Below are 18,258 nucleotides of genomic sequence, written 5' to 3'. Positions count from 1 at the left end.
TACGAACATAAAAAAACCGCCATGATGGCGGTTTTTTTATGCTTCAAGTGACTCGCATCAGCGGCGTTCTGCTGACAGTGTGAACACACCGCGATTCGGATACGCTTCAGGGTGGCGAGAAGCTCTCACCTGATAAACGCCCGGGTTCAGGGTTTCCACAATGCGGGAGTTGTAATGCTGGCCGCCATCATCATCTTCGGCATAAAAACCATCCGGGCCTTCAATCACCAGAAACGAGTCCAGAGTGGTTGAACGCATCTCAACCTGATACTCCCCCTCTTCCTCAATGGTCAGTGAATAACTCTCCGGCTCTTCTCCCATCCAGCCCTCAATTTCAGAACCCGGGGTCAATACATCGGTATCCGTGATATCCACCTCAAAGGTAGCGATCTCAATATCAAAAAGCCCCTGCCGCCCTTCATAGGACCCAATCGTCAGCGTGTATTCCCCAGGCGCAAACATGTCGCTAATGCTGGCGTTACCACTCTCACTTCCATCGTCATTCTCGTTGTAATAACCATCCGGGCCATCAATGGCCATGACAGAATCGAAGTCCGAGGACAGCACATCAATCTGGTAAGCCGCCTGTTTTTCGACGGTTAGCGTATAAACACGCAGTTCCGAGTGCAGCCAGCCTCGTGTCGTCCCTGGCACCTGCAATACCCCGGTGTCATTCAAATCAATACTGCTTGCCGTAATGCTGAAAGGCCCATAGCTGTCACTCGTCTCTCCACTGACAACAACGGCGTACTCTCCGCCTTCCTCCGCGCGAATACGCAACGGGGAGTCGACCATCAGCAGGGTATTCTCCGCATCATACAACGAGAGCATTCCCTCAAAACTGCCTTGCAGGTCAACCGCCACCAGATCGCCCGGCTCAAGGGTCAAGCGATACAGCTGATAACGGCTACCGTCCTTGACGTTGATGGCGCTCCCGGTCGTCAACTCTCCCTTCATCCGCTCATCCAATACGAGCGGATCCGCACCTGAATAAATAGCGGAAGCGGAGGAACCCGCAGAACCGGTTGCCATCATCTGGCACCCGGTCAACACCAGCGCTGTCGCGCAACCCACCACTCCCCTGGCCAAAACGGGATAAAACTGACTCATGAACACTCCCTATCAATATCATTCAAGCTCACCCTAGCGAGCGCTCCCTCTGAAACACATTCAGCGCGCATTATCATAACGATTGCCCTGGCTGTTGTGGCCGAAAAACCCCATTTATGAGAACTCAGACAAGGTGCGTTTTCAGAGTGGAGGTTCCGTTGGCGCCGCCTCCTTCATCCTCAAAAAAAACGGGGCCTTGAAGGCCCCGTTTTTTACAGTTTGGCGGACGTTACTGATCCAATGCCAGACCGGACATGTCCATCACATAGCGGTGGGCAATGTCGCCTTTTTCCATCACGCTATAGGCCTCGTTAACCTGATCCGGGCGAATAATTTCACAGACCGGGTGGATATCGTGCTCGGCACAGAAATCGAGTACGTCCTGAGTTTCCTGAATCCCACCGATCAGCGATCCCGCCACGCGGCGACGGCCAAAGATCATCGGAGCAGATGCAAAGTCGTCCATGTCGCCCACCTGCCCCACAATCACCAGCGTGCCATCCACATCCAGCAACGGCAGGTAAGGCTTCAGGTCGTGACGTACCGGGACGGTGTCGAGAATCAGATCCAGTGACGCTGCCGCCGCCTTCATGGCCGCCTTGTCAGTAGACACCAGCACTCCCGAGGCACCCAATGCTTCCGCTTCCTGCGCCTTGCGGGCAGAGCGGCTCAGCACCGTCACTTCAGCTCCCATGGCTACCGCCAGCTTCACCGCCATGTGGCCAAGGCCACCAAGGCCAATCACGCCTACCCGGCTACCCTTGCCCACGTTCCAGGTGCGCAGGGGAGAAAACGTGGTAATGCCCGCACACAGGATCGGGGCAGCACGGGACATGTCCAGTGCATCCGGCACGCGCAACACGAACTCTTCACGCACCACAATATGCTTCGAATAGCCCCCCTGCGTCATCGTTCCATCAATGCGATCCGGCGCACCGTAAGTCGGGGTCATGCCATTACGGCAATACTGCTCTTCACCGTGGTCGCACTGATCACAGGACTGGCAGCTGTCGACCATGCAGCCCACGCCCACCTTGTCGCCTACCTTGTAACGGGTCACTTGCGGGCCCACGTCCATTACCCGCCCAATGATTTCGTGACCAGGCACCAGCGGATAACGCTGTTTGCCCCAGTCACCGTTCACCGTATGCAAATCGGAATGACATATCCCGCTGAACAAGATCTCGATGGCCACATCATTGTCACGCAAGGCGCGTCGTTCAAAATGATAGGGCTGCATCTGGGCATCGGAGGAAAACGCCGCATAGCCGATGGTTTTCATACACTCTCCCGGGAATGAATTTCATGAACATGATAACACCGGCGCCGTGAACACCGTGCCAGAGAGGACACCATGGCAAGAGCCCATTGACAAGCGTGGGCACCGGATAAGGTCGATTTCTTGCCGGTTGCAGCTGAAATTCGTCGGGATTCACCATCACCAAAGCACAGAAGAACTGAGCATACCGGTTATATTTCAGTAGCAGGCAATGCCTTACCATATCGCTTGTTCGGGCAGGAGAAGCAGGAAAGGATGGAGATCAGCTCAGACCCATTCGCCTTAATCTGAAGTGACTTCCGGTTCAGCACCGGAAAAGAAGGCCAGCTGCCAGAGCAGACAAAAGAAGAAAATGAAGAAGACTAGAATCATATCCGGCCCTGTTCTGAGCACACTGATTTCAGGCCACCAGAAGAAGTAAGAGACAGTCACGCTTTCATCCCGCCTGGGCATTTCCAACCCAACAGGAAAACACAGGCAGTAGGTTGAATTGACATAGCTCTTACCATCGACCTGAAACTGATAAGCAACCTTGGACCAGTGAAACCTGGTCTGGAATGACCCACCACCCCTGACTGATTGATACGCCCTATCAATCAAGGATGTCTCACTCGCGACCACCAGACCTTCCGCCTTCGGCCAAAACACCGTACTGATTCCGGCCAGAAGCAAAAGCAAACCCGCTGCAAGGGCAACATTCCTAACAGATCGCACCAAGGGCTTGAGGGCAACATTCATGCTCAGTGGACTTTATTCCATCAGGCTGATCACGCGATTAATAAAGATATTGATGACTTCAAAATAGGCAGGGCCTTCACGCAACCCTTTGCTTTTTTTATCCGCGTAATCCACCTCAATCTGACGGAGCAAATGCTGATGCTTGTCCGCATCACGGGCTGCAATGTCTTGCCAGCGCTCCATGAAGATCTGCAGCTTTTCCAGCTCCCCTGCATCCAGCCACACACCATGGCCATCGGGGCAGGCATTCACAATGATCCCAGAGTTGGACTGGTAATTGGAGGGCGGAAGAGCGTTGTTGCACACCCTGCAGGTCAACTCCCGCTCTCGCTCTTTAACGGGCACCCCTTTCCCGCCCAAAGACGTCAATACTTTTTCGACTACATTCTCAGACCAGGCGGCACCCCTGATCTCAACTATCTGCGTCAGCTCACCGAAATCCAGCCATACCCCGGAACAGCACCCGCACACATCAATTTCCACGCCCTCATAGTGCGTTGCAGCCATACCACCACAACCGTTGATACACTCAACCATCATCACTCCCCTTGTCAGACCCACAGCTTATAACAGCCCCGCTCCTACTTCTGTAAGCCTTTTCTTACATGGCACTCATGCACATTGAAGGCCAGGCGTTACAGCAACCGATCACCCCGCCCAGGCCAAACGCTGCTTCAAGAAATCCACAAAGCCCCTTACCCGTGCAGGCACATGCTTGCCCGGCGGGAATACCGCATAGATGCCGCCACGGGGCAACGACCAGGCCGGAAGCACTCTGACCAGTTGGCCGCTGGCCAGCTCCGGGGCGGCGATGGAATCGGTGAGCACCGACAGGCCCGCACCGGCCAGTAGCAGTTGTTTGGTCACTGCGGTGGTGTTGGCGCGGAAACGGGAGTGCATTTTCACCTGACGGGTTTGCTTGCCCTTACTGAATTGCCACGTAAGCGGTGCGGGCAAGGGCGTAAAGGTAATCCAGGCATGGTCCGCCAGGTCCTCGGGCTTTTTCGGAGTGCCGTGGGTTTTCAGGTATGCCGGTGAGGCCACCAGCCACTGTTCGAACTGTCCCAGCTTGCTCGCCCGCAGGGTGGAATCCTTCAGCCAGCCCAGCCGCAGTGACAAATCAATGCCCTCTCGGACCATGTCCGCCACGCTGTCGCCGGTGCGCAGCTCCAGTTGCAGCTGTGGATGCTGCTCACCAAAGGCCACCAGTGCCGGTGCCACCACCTGGGCGGCAAAATCCTCCGGGGCAGCAATGCGCAGCGCCCCCTGCAACTGATGCTGATCCGCTTCCACCTGCGACATCAGTTCATCGAGCTGGTCCATCAACTGCGCGCAGCCCGCCAGGAACTGCTCCCCCGCCTGGGTCAGCTGTACCTGCCGGGTGGTACGGGTAAACAGGGCCACGCCCAGATGAGACTCCAGCCGCTTCACCCCCAGGCTCACCTTGCTCTTGTTGCAGCCCAGTTGCTCAGCGGCTGCCGTAAAGCTGCCCGCCGCCACCAAGGCCAAAAACAGGGGCAAGGTATTCAGGTCCAGATCCGCATCCACCGCCATCACCTTTGTTTAGATATTCACAACACTGAATTATGAGAATGGCCGTTTATCGAATCAATGGCCAGCGCCATCATGACCCCATCGACAACGCACCCATTGAGGAATTCGACATGAACATTGCACTGATTGGCGCCAGCGGATTTATTGGTTCTGCCCTCCGTGAAGAAGCCCTGCAACGTGGCCACCAGGTCACTGCCCTGGTCAGCCAGCCGGACAAACTGCAGCCCGCAGACAACCTGACCATCGTGAAAAGCGATGTGCAGAACACCGAACAACTCAGCGAACAACTGAAGGGATTCGACGCCGTACTCAGCGCCTTCAGCGGCCATGCAAAAGAGAATGTGCGCGAGTATTACCTACAGGGCGTGCAATCCATCATCCAGGCCACCAAAGAGGCCGGCGTCCCCCGACTGCTGATCGTCGGAGGCGCAGGCTCTCTGCACGTGAACGCCGACACCCTGCTCATCGACACCCCCAACTTCCCGGCGGAATACCAGGGCACCGCCCGCGGCGCCCTGGATGCCCTGGCCCTGCTTCGCAACGAAAGCGAACTCAACTGGACGATGCTCTCCCCCGCCGCCGAGATCTTCCCCGGCAAACGCACGGGCTCATTCCAGCTGGGCAAGGATGATCTAGTGGTAGATGCCGACGGCAACAGCCGGATTTCCGTGCAGGATTATGCGGTGGCACTCATCAATGAACTGGAGCAGCCACAGCATGAGGGTGAGCGATTTACGTTGGGGTATTGAAAACTGCGAGGAATGCGAGGAATGCCCCAGACATCAGAAGCGCACGGGGCGAAGCCAGAGCCCGGATCAATTTGGGAAATGGGAGACCTGACCCTCGCTGTGCACGCATGAATTGACTGATAAAGAGATCCATCCTTCTTGGCGAAGGCGATCCTGCCAATTTATGGGTGTCCTTTATTCTCTTGCGTCTTGTTTGTTGCTTCTTCGCTAGCCATGGCAGCGCCCACCGCCATCAACACCCCGCTTTCTAGGGCTCCCCTGGACAACACCAGCCACTTCGGCATCGGCGCCACCACCTCAATCACCGAACGCCCTTTTGTCGGCGTCGATTCACAAAACGAAGGGCTTCCCTACTTCTCCCTTCGCTATAAACGCTTGAGCGTGGAAGGCCTTGATGCAGGGCTGGATCTGTTGAAGACCGATCACAGCGTAGTGGGTCTGCTTGTCACGCCCCGCTTCTATGAAGTCACAGCAGGCTTTGCCGACAATGGCGAACTCAATGGCATCGATACGACACACCGAACCGCCTTTGCCGGTGTTTCTTATGACTATCAGCACGGCATGTTTCAACTATCTGCCAACGCACTGAAAGATATCGGCAATGAAAGCGACGGCCTGGAAGCGAGCCTGACGGCCAGCTACGGGATCAACTGGGGAGATATCACCGTCGCCCCCTCTCTGGGGCTGATCTGGCAAGATGGGCGATTAGTTGAGCATTTCTACGGGGTAGACGACGATGAAACGACACCAGGGCGCCCCGCCTATGGCGAGCACAGCTCACTGAATTATCAAGCTGCGTTGACCGCCATCTGGACGCCAGGAAAACACTGGCATTTTCTCGCTATCGTCAAAGAAGATTATCTCGGAGAGGGCATTTCCGACAGCCCCATTATTGATGAACGGTCACTGACCTCAGTAGCGATTGGCGGCATCTTTTATTTCTGGTAATCCGCCATAAGCAGTCACTACCTAAGCGTCAAGGAAAGGGGATGCTTCTGGCTTCAGATGCACGGGGCAAGACCTGACCCCAGATATCCCAATCATCGAACGCCGCCGCCAAAGCTCCCTGGAACGGCTTCTGCTCGGCAGCGTCGCCGACTACGTTACACGTCACGCCAACCAGCCGTTACTGATCATGCCGCCACGGGAGGAGTAGCTATCAGAGGGGAATGGGAGACCTGCCCCCGCTGTCGCGTTCACTCCAGGGCAGAACAACACGCCCTCGCTCGTTTCACGCTTTTTCAACAGATAACATCGTTTACTAAGCCAGCACTTACACCGATGCTATTCAGGCACACCCCACCCGTCTGAATGGTGTTTATTCAGAGATAACGATGACCACATTACTTAACGCTGATTTTGAGCAACGTATCGTCATTCGGCCCAGCGATTATCGCTGGGTCGCCTCTCCCATGCCGGGCGTTGAGCGCATGATGCTGGACCGCATCGGCGACGAAGTGGCCCGGGCCACCTCGATCGTGCGCTATGCGCCGCACAGCGAGTTCTCAGCCCACACCCATGATGGCGGAGAAGAATTCCTGGTCCTGGAGGGCGTGTTTTCGGATGAACATCAGGACTACCCGGCAGGAAGCTATGTGCGCAACCCCATCGGCACCTCTCACACCCCGAGAATAGGCGAGGAAGGCGCCACGATACTGGTCAAGCTACATCAATTCAGCCAGGACGATACCGAACGGAAAGTCATCGACACCCGCACCCAGCCCTGGCGGCAAGGCCTTGTCGAAGGGCTGACAGTGATGCCCCTGCACGATTTCGAAGGTGAACACGTGGCGCTGGTCAAATGGGCGCCTAATACCCAATTCCAGCCACACCAGCATTGGGGCGGAGAGGAAATCTTCGTACTGGAAGGCACCTTTTATGACGAGCATGGCAGCTACCCCAAAGGCACCTGGCTCCGCAGCCCCCATTTGAGCCAACACACGCCGTTCACCAAGGAAGACGGGGCGTTGATCTATGTAAAGGTGGGGCATTTGTAGGAAATGGGCGATCTCGTGTCTTGGATGCACGATGCAAGACCTGAACCCGAATCTCGATGCAAGACCTGACCCCAGGCATTTTCCCCAAAAGTGGTTACAGATAAGTTTGGAGCGTAGCGTTAAACCAGTACGACAACATCGCCTTGTTAAAGCGCGACAGTTTTTCCGTACGCCTCATGCAACAACTCCCGGAGAAACGATAAAGTTGCCTCTTTGGGATCGTCCGATTCCGCAACAATAGGAGTGACCCCCCTCGCCCTCAACAACTCTTCCTGGACGACATTTGGCCTTGTGAGAAAAATGTAAGATTTCGGACGACCTTTACCATTTGCTGATTGTGACCACTGCTTTTGCAGCTTATGCAATAAGTACCTGATGTTTATGTCAGATAGACTGTATCCGAGAAATAACACTGTTTTCCCAAGTACGTCGCTGCGTAGCTTAATGTCCAAAGGCGATTCAAAATCTAGTCGGTCAAAGTAACTAGATTCAGTCAGTACGATAGATTCGTCATTGTCGAAATCGCCATGAAACTTCACTATCTGTGGCAAGGAATCATGTGCTGCAGCGAGATCAGCAACGCTTGCAACCTTGCAATAGCTTTTACCCCACAACTCAAATGACTTCTCAATCCAGCGGTCATAGTTCGTTGTATAAATCGCTGGAAAATCCAGCTCGACAATGATCTTGTGTATTATAGATTCTTCGAGCTTTACATCATTTGAGTGCCAAGTGGTATCCATCCAACTTCTTAGCGGCCCCAAGCTTCCCTTCTTCTGATAGTAGAATTCAGCTAATGCCAGATAATCTCCACAACTCTGAAAAACTTCAGCATCGAACCCCAGTTCACTAGCAAGTTTGTCGATCAGACTTCTAAATGAAGGCAAACCAAGATTCATCGAAAGGCCGGCACCCGCAAACAAAACGGCTTTCTTTGATCTGATAGCAGCCGCTAATTCCTGCATCTAAACCATACCTCGTTTTTTCAAAAACTCAGAAAATTTGTCCAATGCCCGCCTTCTCATTGATATGTCGTGCTTCTGCTCGCCCATTTCCGCGAAGGTCGATGAATAGCCATCTGGAACAAACACACAATCCCACTGAAACGATCTATCACCACGTGGTTCAGGAGGAACAGTACCTCGAATCGAGCCTTCAAATAAAAAAAACTGTTGGCCGTCAATAAACCCAATAACCGTTTTGGCTTCAAGCGTGTTTTTTGAGTCCACTCCAAATATTTCACAGAATTTTTCCGCCTGGAGGTTATCCCAGAAAATTTGAGTCAAACCACCTGGCAAGCCATTCATATAATCGATGTATAGACCCGTGTGCTCGACAAACAGCGGGCGACCAACTTGCCTGAAGGCCTTAATCGCCTTGTCCTTGACCAAACGCTTGGAGTCTTCAGTCTGCAATTCTTCAACCTTACTAGATATCGGAACAACGGATACTCCAGCACCTTTGAGGATTGCTTTAGCCTCGGCGACTTTGAATTGATTCTGTGAGAGGAAGCGAATCTCAAGCATGATTTGCTCTATTGTCTGTGGGGAGTGCTTAATGCCCAAAGCAGAGCGCAGCATTAGATTTCCGCTGCCTCTGCCTGCTCAATTTATACATTCGCAATACCAAACGGTATATGTACCATTGGTATATCACCGGCCTTTGATTCTAAATGACTTCTTTGGTCATCAAAGAACATGTGCGGCTTTAACTTTGACAAGATCCTATCTTTCTCCATCCCACCGAGAAAAAACATCTCATTGGCGCTTACACCCCAGTCTTCCAGGGTTGTAATGACGCGCTCATGAGCTGGTGCATTTCTAGCGGTTACGATAGCAGTAGTTAGTGCTCTTTTATAATTTCTATCTTTTTCAATTTCACGATCTTCTAGCTTTTGAAGGAATGATAGTTTTTTGAAAAGATCTGCCAGCGGCCCAGGCTTGTGAGGTGTTTCAGAATTTGCGACCTCGTATGCGTGAAACTCTGGAAGGTCCCCTCCCTTGAATATTGCCTCTGCTTCGTCATCAGCAATAACACCGTCAAAGTCAAATGCAATCCTTAGTTCGTCATTATCGTCATCACTCACTGTTTTGCTGGGTAAAACCACTCCTCCAGGATATCCGGCATCTATTGCATTTTGCACGTCTTCCTCATTTGCAGAAAGAAAGAGAGATGCGTTGAAAGCAGGAATATATTCAAAAGGCGACTTCCCTTCCATGAAGGCTGCACGAGATATATCAAGCTCATAATGTTTTATTGATCTAAAAACTCGTTTTCCTGTCGCAGCTGAATTTCTTGACAATAAAACAACCTCTACTGGCAGCTTCTCAGGAAATCTATGATTGATTTTTAAAAATCGCTTAATAAAAGGGAACGCGACGCCTTTCTCAAGAACCTTGTTTAAATTTTCTTCTTGGAATTTTTTGTAGGCTTTCGGCCCTTTTTCAATAAAAACCGAATGCGACTCAGACAAATCAAATAGAGCGCTCGATGAAACCGCTACAACTAGCTTTCTTTCAATTGGATATGGCATATGACCCCCTTAACGCCTTGCTCATCGGAAAATCAGGAGTGCAGCGAGCAATTTTCCGCGTGCAGCAAATTGTTAGCGATAACTTTGCAACCAGCGAACAATTTCATCATGATCGGCCAGCGACATATCCCATTTACTTGACATTTCCGAATCAACAAATTTCCTAGCGTCTTCAGTAAAAGTGGATGTTGTGGCCACAATCGTCTTATTAGGTCCGTCTTTAGTGTTTTTCACTCCATGCAATGTTCTAACAACATCAACTCCTATCTTGTTGCTTTCAGCGTAATGCTTGCATTCGATGAAATATTTGCTCTTTATTCCGAAGTGATCGGTGTGAATGGCTATAATATCCTTGCCGCCGTCTCTTGTTCTTTTTGTTAGATCGACCTGATAACCCTTTGCCCTGAAGAGTTCCGCAACAACTTCCTCAAATTCTCTGTGAGAAATATCTCTCAGAAGATACGGGTTGTCACGAAGAGTCATGACCAGCTCCTTAATGGAGCTGTATAAATGAAGAATGTCTTCAGCTGAGTACAGCTCCGGGAGATACTCAAAATCCGGCGCTCCACTAGTTTCTGCACCTGACGACTGATTATCAATAAAGTTCAGACAGTTGACAGGGTACTCATAAACATAGAATTTGAGGCTGATCTCGTTATCGCAATCAGGACAGCTGAACTCGTAGGCTAGCTCATAACAAAGCTCCGGCCCCATCTGACGCTCACCACCTCCGACACACTCTATATCGAAGTCGTCAATCGATATTACTCCAGAAGACTGGCACTCCCCACATGAGTAACCGATGTTCCCAGAAAACCTCCACACGTACTTAACCCCTAATCGCTGACAGTTTACTCAATTTCAGATGCGATATAACACTTTGCTGTATATCCCCAATCTAACCCATCCAAAGAAACACATTAAACCACCCACCAATCTGTGGCTTGCCCTACAGGCACAAACCACTTTCAACAGACTTTTCTTGCATCCGCTTTTCTGAATAACCACCCTAACTCAGCCACTTACAAATTTATGTAAGCCATATCCTACAAACGCAACTTGCGCGCGGGTGAAAAATGGCCCTAGACATCGCTTGCTGGCAAGCAACTATAGAGAGCCGCCCACTCAATACTATGCGAACACTACCAATGCCATCAGGGCGGCCTCTTCCCCGTTAGAGTGAGTCGAGGAACGGAAGGATCTGGCGGCGTAGAGCAAAAAACCTGTCTGAGCGGAGCGAGTCTTTTTTGCGTCCGCCAGATCCCGAGTACCGGAGTGTGCCCGCGGAGCGGGTCGAACGGAGTCGGGGCGCGGGGGAGTCCAGAGGGGTGTCGCGTTACACCCCTTTGGGCCCGTCCGGCGAGGACACGCACGGTTATCAGTGCGATAAAATCCCAGCCATGCAACCAACCATACAATCAAGAACCACGATCAACTCCGCATTCGTCCAGCAAGCTGGATCGCCTACAGGCCAACGGGGCTATTGAGCTGAGGTCCTGCGCCGTGCGTCAAACACCCCATAAAGACTCGGCAACACCAACAACGTCAACGCCGTAGCCGACACCAACCCGCCCACAATCACCACCGCCAACGGCCTCTGCACTTCGCTACCCACACCGGTCGCCAACAACATGGGAATCAGCCCCAGCATGGAGGTGAGTGCGGTCATCAGTACCGGACGCAGGCGTGAGACGGCGCCTTCGAAGATGGCTGTCTCTAATGCCTCTCCATCGCGCAAGCGATGATTAATGGCTTCCACCATGACTACGCCATTGAGTACCGCCACCCCGAACAGGGTGATAAAGCCCACGGAGCTGGGCACGGACAAATACTGGCCGCTGATGGCTAGTGCGAGGATGCCGCCGATGAGTGCCAGTGGCACGTTGACCAAAATCAGCGCGGCCTGGGCCACGGAGCCGAAGGCGAAGTAGAGCAACAGGCCGATCAGGCCGACGGCCACGGGCACCACCATGGCCAGGCGTTGCTGGGCGCGCTGCTGGTTTTCGTATTGGCCGCCGATGTCGACGCTGTAGCCGGTGGGTAGGTCCACTTCGCTGTTGATGGCTTGCTGGATGTCCGCCACTACCGAGCCCATGTCACGTCCGGCTACGTTGGCCTGGATGACCACCCGGCGTTGTACGTCGTCGCGGCTGATCTGGGGTGGGCCGGACACCAAGTTTACGTCCGCTACATCCATGAGCCGCACCCAAGCACCGTCCGCCGCCTTTAAGCGCAGGTTGCGAATGGCTTCCGCATTGTTGCGGGCGCTCTGTTCCAGCCGCACATAAATGTCGTAGCGTTCGTTGCCGTTGATCACCTGCCCGGCGCTGCCGCCGCCCAGACCGCTGCTGACCAGATCCATGACTTGATTGACGCTAAGGCCGTAGCGGCTGAGAGCGTTTCGGTCCGGGGTGACCACCAGCTGGGCTTCCCCGGCGATCTGTTCCAGTTGCACGTCGGTGGCGCCGTCGACTTCCTTCACCGCCTGGGTAATCGCTTCGCCTTTTTCCTGCAGCACAGAGAGATCCGGACCGAACAATTTGATGGCCAGTTGCGCCTTCACGCCGGAGAGCAGTTCGTCCACGCGCATGGCGATGGGCTGGGAAAAGTTGAGCAGCAGGCCGGGGTGGACCGCCAGTTTCTGCTGGATTTTTTCCTGTAGCTCAAGACGTGTGCTGGCGCTTTCCCATTCATCGACCGGTTTGAGGCCGATGTAAATTTCCACGTTACTCACCGGCTCCGGATCGCCACCGATTTCCGCTCGCCCTACCCGGCTAAGCGCGTAGGTGACTTCCGGGAAGGTCATGATTTCCTGCTCCAGTTTTTCACCCACTTCCAATGCGGTATCGAGACTGGAAGACGGCGCCAGGGTGACGCGCAGGGCCAGGGTGCCTTCTTCCAGTACCGGCACGAATTCGGTGCCGATAAAGGGCGTGGTGGCCAGCGCCAAGGCGAACAGACCCACCGCGCCACCGATAACGGCCTTGCGGGCCTGCATGGCTTTGGCCAACAGCTTTCGATAGTGGGCTTCCAGCCACTGCATGAGTTTGTTGGGCTTTTCTTCCACGCCGTGACGGAACAGAAAACCGGCCAAGGCGGGCACCACGATCAGCGCCACCAGAACGGCGGCGGCCATGGCGAGCATGATGCTGATGGCCATGGGCACGAACATCTTGGCCTCTACCCCTTCGAAGGCAAACAGGGGCAGAAACACCACCAGGATAATGCTGGCCGCGAAGAACACCGGCCGCGCCACTTCCTGGCCAGCGTCTTTCACCCGCAGGGCGATACCGCCCTGGGCATCGCGACTGCCTTCCACACGGCTCAGGTGCTTGAAGATGTTTTCCACCATCACCACCGAGCCATCCACCAGCATGCCGATGGCCACGGCCAGGCCGCCCAGAGACATAAGGTTCGCGGACATGTCGAAGCTGGCCATGGCCAGCAGGGCGAGGCCAATGGAGAGGGGAATGGACAGCAGCACCAGCACAGTGGCCCGCAGATTCATAAGGAACAAGGCCAGCACGATGACGATAAACACGAACGCCAGCAGCAAGGCGGTGACCACGGTGCTGACGGCTTTTTCCACCAGATCCGCCTGATCGTAGAACACCTGGAATTCCACACCCTCGGGCAGGGCCTGCTGGATGCGCGCTTCCCGTGCCTTGATGCCATCAATGGTGGCCTTGGTGTTGGCGCCCATGCGCTTGAGCACGATGCCCGCCACCACTTCGCCCAACGCTTCCGGTTCGCCATGGGCATCGCGGCGGGTCATGGTGAGCGCGCCCTGGCGGATCTCACCGCCGAACTCTACCTTGGCCACATCGCTGACGCGTACCTGGGTGCCATCCACTTCCCGCAGGGGAATGGCGGCGATGTCTTGCAGGCCCTGCTCACCGCTGCCCACCCAGCCCATGCCACGAATCACCAGTTGCTCGGCACCGCGATCCAGATACCAGCCACCGGCGTTGCGGTTGTTGGCAGCGATGGCCTCCATGACCTGTTGCAGGGTCAGGTCGTAGGCCAGCAAACGGGTAGGCTTCACGTTGACCTGATACTGGCGCACCTCACCGCCATAGCTGAGCACATCGGTGACGCCGCCCACGGGCATGAGCAGCAGCTTTACTACCCAGTCGTTGAGGCTGCGCAGTTGCATGGCATCGATATTGGCGCCGGGTTTGGCGGTGAGCAGGTATTGATAGACCTGCCCGAGCCCGGAGGTGTTGGGGCCCATTTCCGGGGTGCCGACACCCCCGGGAATATCTTCCCGCGCCGCCTGAAGCCGTTCGAACACCAGCTGGCGGGCGAAGTAGATATCGGTACCGTCTTCGAACACCACGGTGACGATGGACAAGCCAGTCTTGGAAATGGAACGGACTTCGGCCACCTGGGGCAGCGCGTACATCACTGCCTCGATGGGATAGGTGATCAGCTGCTCCACTTCTTCGGCGGCCAGGCCTTCCGCTTCGGTATTCACTTGCACCTGAACGTTGGTCACGTCCGGGAAGGCATCCAGTTTCAGGTTGGGCAATTGCCAGCCGATCACTCCCACGATGATCACCAGCAGCAACAACACAATCAGACGGTTGGTCACCGCCCAATCGACAATACGATTAAACATAACGGTGATCCCTTAGTGATTGTGGATATCGAAACCGGACTTGGCCATTTCGCTGGCCAGGAAGAACGCGCCGCGCGTGACGACGCGTTTACCCGGTTCGATGCCGGTGACGATGCGTTGCCCTCCAAGTTGGCCGCTGAGTTCGATTTCCATCGGCTGGTAATAGCCGGACGCTTCTTCCACAAACAATTGCCAACCCCCATCGGAGCCACGGGTGAGCGCCTCTTCCGGTACAGTGAGCGCGTTCTCCGGTGCTGACAGTGACAACGCCACATCGGCAAACATGCCGGGGTGCAACAGGTGCCCGGCGTTGGGCACCGCCACACGTACCGACAAGGTTCGCGTTACCGGGTTGAGGCGGTGGCCGGACTGGATCACTTCGCCTTCGACAACCGTATCCCCGATCAGCACGCGCGCAGTCGTGCCGGTGGGAATGTGCAGGCCGGGGCTGGGCGGCAGTGCCGCTTCGGCCCAGAGTTCAGATTCATCCACCAGGGTGACCAGTTCGCTACCGGCGGTGAGCCACTGGCCTTGCTGGAAGGCATCTTCCAGCACCAGCCCGTCATCCGGGGCGGTGAGGGTGTAGATGCCCTTTTCGCTTTTGCCACTTTCAATAGCGCGGATGGCGGCGTCATCCAGCCCATAGCCCTTGGCGCGAGCCCGCAGGGACTGGTACTGGCTTTGTGCATCCAGATAGCGCTGGTTGCCCACGGTGCGTCGGCCCAGATTGTTCACCCGCCGCCAGGCATCCGCAGCTACCTGCAGTTCACTTTGCAGCTCCGCCATGGCCGGACTGAACAGGGTGGCAATGGGCTCGCCTTTTTTCATGTGCTGACCCAGTGACGCACTGCGCGCTTGCACCTGGGAATCGATGCGCACCGGCACTACCCAGGTGCGGTACTGGTTGCTGGTGATTTCCGCCGGGACGGTGAGAGTTTGGGTGGCGTTCTGTTGCGGCTGAAGCGTAATGACTTGCAGGTTGAGCATGGCTTGCTGTTCGGGCGTGAGGGTGACGCCTGACTCTTCTGGCTCGCCGTGTTCGTCCTGATGATCATGCCTGGAGGCGTTGTCGCCATGATTATCGTGGGCGTCATGATCATCATGGTTTTCCTGCGTATGGGATTCACTTTTCGACGGCGCAGCATCATGGTCATGGCCGTGATCGTCTTCTGCCCATACAGGGAAAGACAGGGTGGCCAGCAGAGCGATCGCCAGTGGCGCTTTCTTGAACGTTATTTGGGTTTTCATAAAAAATGTCCAATTTTTTGCCTTTGCAGGAGCGGCGCTCCTACGGGATGTCAGGGGTTTGCCAGGGCGTTCAGCCACTCATCCAGCTGGGCGCTTTGCTGGAGCCACTCGATCCACGCTTGTTGCAGGGCTTCGCGCAGGGCGATGCCCGCGAGGCGAGCTTCCAGACTTTGGTTGAGGGCCTGCAGGTAGTTCTGGGTGGTGAGTTCGCCCTGCTGCCAGACGCGCTTGAGCAGGGCATCACTGCTGTCCAGCGAGGGCTGCGTCAGTTGCTGCCAGTGTTGCCAGCGACGCTGTTGCTGCGTCAGGTTGTCGCGGGCGCCGTCAAGACGGGCGCGAATGTCGTTACGGGTTTTCTCCAGCAGGGCTCGCCGGGCATCACTGTCGGCCATGGCCTGCTGGTAGGCAGGCTTGTCGGTATTGAAGAATTTCAGCGGCAAGCTGAGATCCACCCCCCACAGGTTGTCGTCGCCTTCCTTGCCCACATACAGCCCAAGGGAAGGATCCGCGTTGCGCTGCTTGTCGGCGAGGGTGACGCCCTGCTCGGCCAAAGCCAGCTGCAGCTCCGCCAGCTGCACATCGTAGTTAGCCTGCAGGCGTGTCTGCGGATTGCCCGCCACGGCGTCAGCAGAGACAAGGTCTTGCTGTGGAAGCGTATAGGCCGGAGTTGGTATCGCCATCACTTCACGCAGGCGGGTTTGCGCATGGGTAGCAAGAGCTTCTGCTGCGGCCAACGATTGCTGAGCCTGCCCCACCGATAGCAAGGTGAGGCTGGCATCCACCTGCCCCACATCACCGGCCTGTTGGCGACGGCGTATCAACGCGGCCAGCTCGCTGAGCTGCTGCTCCTGCTCACGGGCAGCCTGCAGCCGCGCCTGGGCAGCATCCCAGGCAATCAACGCCTGAAGGGATTGCGCCAACAAATCGACGCGGGCCTTTTGCCCACGCAGCTCTGCCAGCGTGAGGCGCAGCGTACTCTCATTACGGCTGGCCCGTGCCTTGCCGGACCAGTCCAGGGTCTGGCTGAGGCCGACGGTTTTCGTGACCTCGGCGCTGTCTTCATAGGTAAGGTTCAGATTGGGGTTATACAGCGGCTGCCCGGCGCTGCGGGTCTCTGCCAACCATTTTTCCTGCTCTGCATTGATGGCTCGGCTGGCCGGCAAACGCTGGACTTGCTGGCGCACCCATTGCGCCCATTCTGATGGTGCTGCCGGATCCATATTGGCAGCAGCGCTGGCGGCCAGTGGCCAGCCACACAGCACGGCCAGCATGACGCTGGCACGCACACGATATCGGCTTCCCATGGGAAGTCTCCTGAATGTTCAGACACGATGAATCACAGCGAACCGCAGGCCTCAGGCCAGGCATGTCGCTGCAAGAAAGACGTGGAAACAATCAGGCGATAGGAGGGCGGAACGGGGATTCCGGTGGGGCTTCCGGGAGATCAGGACGCCATGCAAGCAGCGCCGACAACGGCGCGGGCTGACGGGCAGGAGAGCAATCGACACCGGCCATAAAGCCGTGGCACTGACAGCAGTGCTCTGCACCCTGGTCCAGCACATCCAGTGACTGGCGATCCTGATGGTCTGCGTTGTCGACGAGGTTCAGGGACTGGGCATAGTCTGCCCCGGCATCATGTTCATGATGCACGGCATCGAGCACCAGCACGTGAGTGCAGATGATCAACAGCAATGTCCAGACCAGAGATTTCATGAAATCGCCAACGTGTGTGTGGGGGCTATCCTCGGCACCATTGAGACCTGCGTCAAGCTGCGCAGTTCCCTGCGGTCATTCACAGCGTTGCCGATTGCAGGCAAAGTAGCGACCGTTTCCACCTTAGCCGAATGAGATAGCCCCATGAGCCGCCTTGATGTTGCCCGCGATGAAGTCCTTGCCCACCCGTTGCACCGTGCCTGCGAGCTGGAGTTGCTGCAGGCCGGCGAGGGCACCAGTGAGCTGCGCTTTCAGGTAAATGACTTTACCGCCAACCCTCTGGGCGCGCTGCACGGCGGCATTCTCTACGCACTGATGGACGTGGCGTGTTTCTTTGCCGCGGTCCCCAGCCTGGACGACAATCAGGCCCCGGTGACCGTGGAAACCCACAACAGCGTATTGCGCGCCGCACAGAAAGGCGAAACCGTGATCCTGCGTGCCAGGGCCGATCGCATCGGCCGTACCCTGGCCGCCATGCGCGCGGAGGCCTATGCCGTGAATGCGGAAGGCAAAGAGCGTTTGATCGCCACCGGCTCGGTGACCAAGTCGATCCTGACGGTATAACGCGAGTTTCGAGTTTCGAGTTTCGAGTTTCGAGTTTCGAGTTTCGAGTTTCGAGTTTCGAGTTTCGAGTTTCGAGTTTCGAGTTTCGAGTTTCGAGTTTCGAAGAGCAAACCTCCTCCGCTCACCGACCGCAATGGTCTCGCTTTTGATTT

General features: G+C 55.5%; 18 protein-coding genes. 5 read left to right on the top strand and 13 right to left on the bottom strand.

Features of this window, described 5'->3' with window-relative positions:
• Positions 1–57: 57 nt before the first annotated feature.
• From GFN93_RS04770 to GFN93_RS04750, 5 genes are all read right to left on the bottom strand, one after another.
• Positions 58–1,110 carry a hypothetical protein gene (locus GFN93_RS04770; protein WP_153499362.1) on the bottom strand — a complete coding sequence of 351 codons (1,053 nt, stop codon included), beginning with the start codon at positions 1,108–1,110 and terminating at the stop codon, positions 58–60.
• Positions 1,111–1,339: 229 nt separating this feature from the next.
• Complete coding sequence (locus GFN93_RS04765; RefSeq protein WP_153499361.1) at positions 1,340–2,392, bottom strand: NAD(P)-dependent alcohol dehydrogenase; 1,053 nt, start codon at positions 2,390–2,392, stop codon at positions 1,340–1,342.
• A gap of 279 nt (positions 2,393–2,671) precedes the next feature.
• Positions 2,672–3,127: a hypothetical protein gene (locus tag GFN93_RS04760; protein ID WP_153499359.1), complete on the bottom strand. Its 456-nt coding sequence runs from the start codon at positions 3,125–3,127 to the stop codon at positions 2,672–2,674.
• Positions 3,128–3,139: 12 nt separating this feature from the next.
• Complete coding sequence (locus GFN93_RS04755) at positions 3,140–3,667, bottom strand: TFIIB-type zinc ribbon-containing protein (protein ID WP_153499357.1); 528 nt, start codon at positions 3,665–3,667, stop codon at positions 3,140–3,142.
• A gap of 108 nt (positions 3,668–3,775) precedes the next feature.
• Complete coding sequence (locus GFN93_RS04750; RefSeq protein ID WP_153499355.1) at positions 3,776–4,681, bottom strand: LysR family transcriptional regulator; 906 nt, start codon at positions 4,679–4,681, stop codon at positions 3,776–3,778.
• A gap of 38 nt (positions 4,682–4,719) precedes the next feature.
• Between GFN93_RS04750 and GFN93_RS04745 the strand changes: the two genes are divergently transcribed.
• The 4 genes from GFN93_RS04745 (at position 4,720) to GFN93_RS04730 (ending at position 7,427) form a co-directional block, all read left to right on the top strand.
• Entirely contained in the window at positions 4,720–5,430 is a 711-nt protein-coding gene (locus GFN93_RS04745) for an NAD(P)-dependent oxidoreductase (RefSeq protein ID WP_235901663.1), read from the top strand.
• A gap of 138 nt (positions 5,431–5,568) precedes the next feature.
• On the top strand, positions 5,569–6,378 hold the full coding sequence (locus GFN93_RS04740; RefSeq protein WP_153499353.1) for a MipA/OmpV family protein: 810 nt from the start codon (positions 5,569–5,571) through the stop codon (positions 6,376–6,378).
• Positions 6,379–6,451: 73 nt separating this feature from the next.
• Positions 6,452–6,586, top strand: a complete 135-nt coding sequence (locus GFN93_RS17440; protein ID WP_153501824.1) for a universal stress protein — start codon at positions 6,452–6,454, stop codon at positions 6,584–6,586.
• A gap of 178 nt (positions 6,587–6,764) precedes the next feature.
• A complete protein-coding gene (locus GFN93_RS04730) occupies positions 6,765–7,427 on the top strand; it encodes a cupin domain-containing protein (protein WP_153499351.1) in 663 nt (220 codons plus the stop codon).
• Between the two features lie 146 nt (positions 7,428–7,573).
• Here GFN93_RS04730 and GFN93_RS04725 read toward each other — a convergent pair whose 3' ends face one another.
• From GFN93_RS04725 to GFN93_RS04690, 8 genes are all read right to left on the bottom strand, one after another.
• Positions 7,574–8,392, bottom strand: coding sequence for an SIR2 family NAD-dependent protein deacylase (locus tag GFN93_RS04725; RefSeq protein ID WP_153499349.1), 819 nt, complete (start codon positions 8,390–8,392; stop codon positions 7,574–7,576).
• Positions 8,393–9,007, bottom strand: coding sequence for a non-canonical purine NTP pyrophosphatase (locus GFN93_RS04720; RefSeq protein WP_235901661.1), 615 nt, complete (start codon positions 9,005–9,007; stop codon positions 8,393–8,395).
• Between the two features lie 29 nt (positions 9,008–9,036).
• A complete protein-coding gene (locus GFN93_RS04715; RefSeq protein WP_153499347.1) occupies positions 9,037–9,960 on the bottom strand; it encodes a 5'-nucleotidase in 924 nt (307 codons plus the stop codon).
• A 72-nt stretch (positions 9,961–10,032) separates the two neighbouring features.
• Entirely contained in the window at positions 10,033–10,785 is a 753-nt protein-coding gene (locus GFN93_RS17535) for a restriction endonuclease (protein WP_208993721.1), read from the bottom strand.
• A gap of 655 nt (positions 10,786–11,440) precedes the next feature.
• Positions 11,441–14,581, bottom strand: a complete 3,141-nt coding sequence (locus GFN93_RS04705; RefSeq protein WP_153499344.1) for an efflux RND transporter permease subunit — start codon at positions 14,579–14,581, stop codon at positions 11,441–11,443.
• 12 nt (positions 14,582–14,593) lie between these two features.
• A complete protein-coding gene (locus GFN93_RS04700; protein WP_153499343.1) occupies positions 14,594–15,829 on the bottom strand; it encodes an efflux RND transporter periplasmic adaptor subunit in 1,236 nt (411 codons plus the stop codon).
• A gap of 50 nt (positions 15,830–15,879) precedes the next feature.
• Positions 15,880–17,133: a TolC family protein gene (locus GFN93_RS04695; protein WP_153499341.1), complete on the bottom strand. Its 1,254-nt coding sequence runs from the start codon at positions 17,131–17,133 to the stop codon at positions 15,880–15,882.
• 91 nt (positions 17,134–17,224) lie between these two features.
• On the bottom strand, positions 17,225–17,542 hold the full coding sequence (locus GFN93_RS04690) for a hypothetical protein (RefSeq protein ID WP_153499339.1): 318 nt from the start codon (positions 17,540–17,542) through the stop codon (positions 17,225–17,227).
• A gap of 144 nt (positions 17,543–17,686) precedes the next feature.
• Here GFN93_RS04690 and GFN93_RS04685 point away from each other — a divergent pair, with 144 nt between their 5' ends.
• Positions 17,687–18,106 carry a PaaI family thioesterase gene (locus GFN93_RS04685; RefSeq protein ID WP_153499337.1) on the top strand — a complete coding sequence of 140 codons (420 nt, stop codon included), beginning with the start codon at positions 17,687–17,689 and terminating at the stop codon, positions 18,104–18,106.
• The last annotated feature ends 152 nt before the right edge of the window (positions 18,107–18,258 follow it).

It is taken from the genome of Alcanivorax sediminis (assembly GCF_009601165.1).
Taxonomy (GTDB): Bacteria; Pseudomonadota; Gammaproteobacteria; order Pseudomonadales; family Alcanivoracaceae; genus Alcanivorax; species Alcanivorax sediminis.
This window is presented reverse-complemented; position numbering and strand designations above follow the sequence as displayed.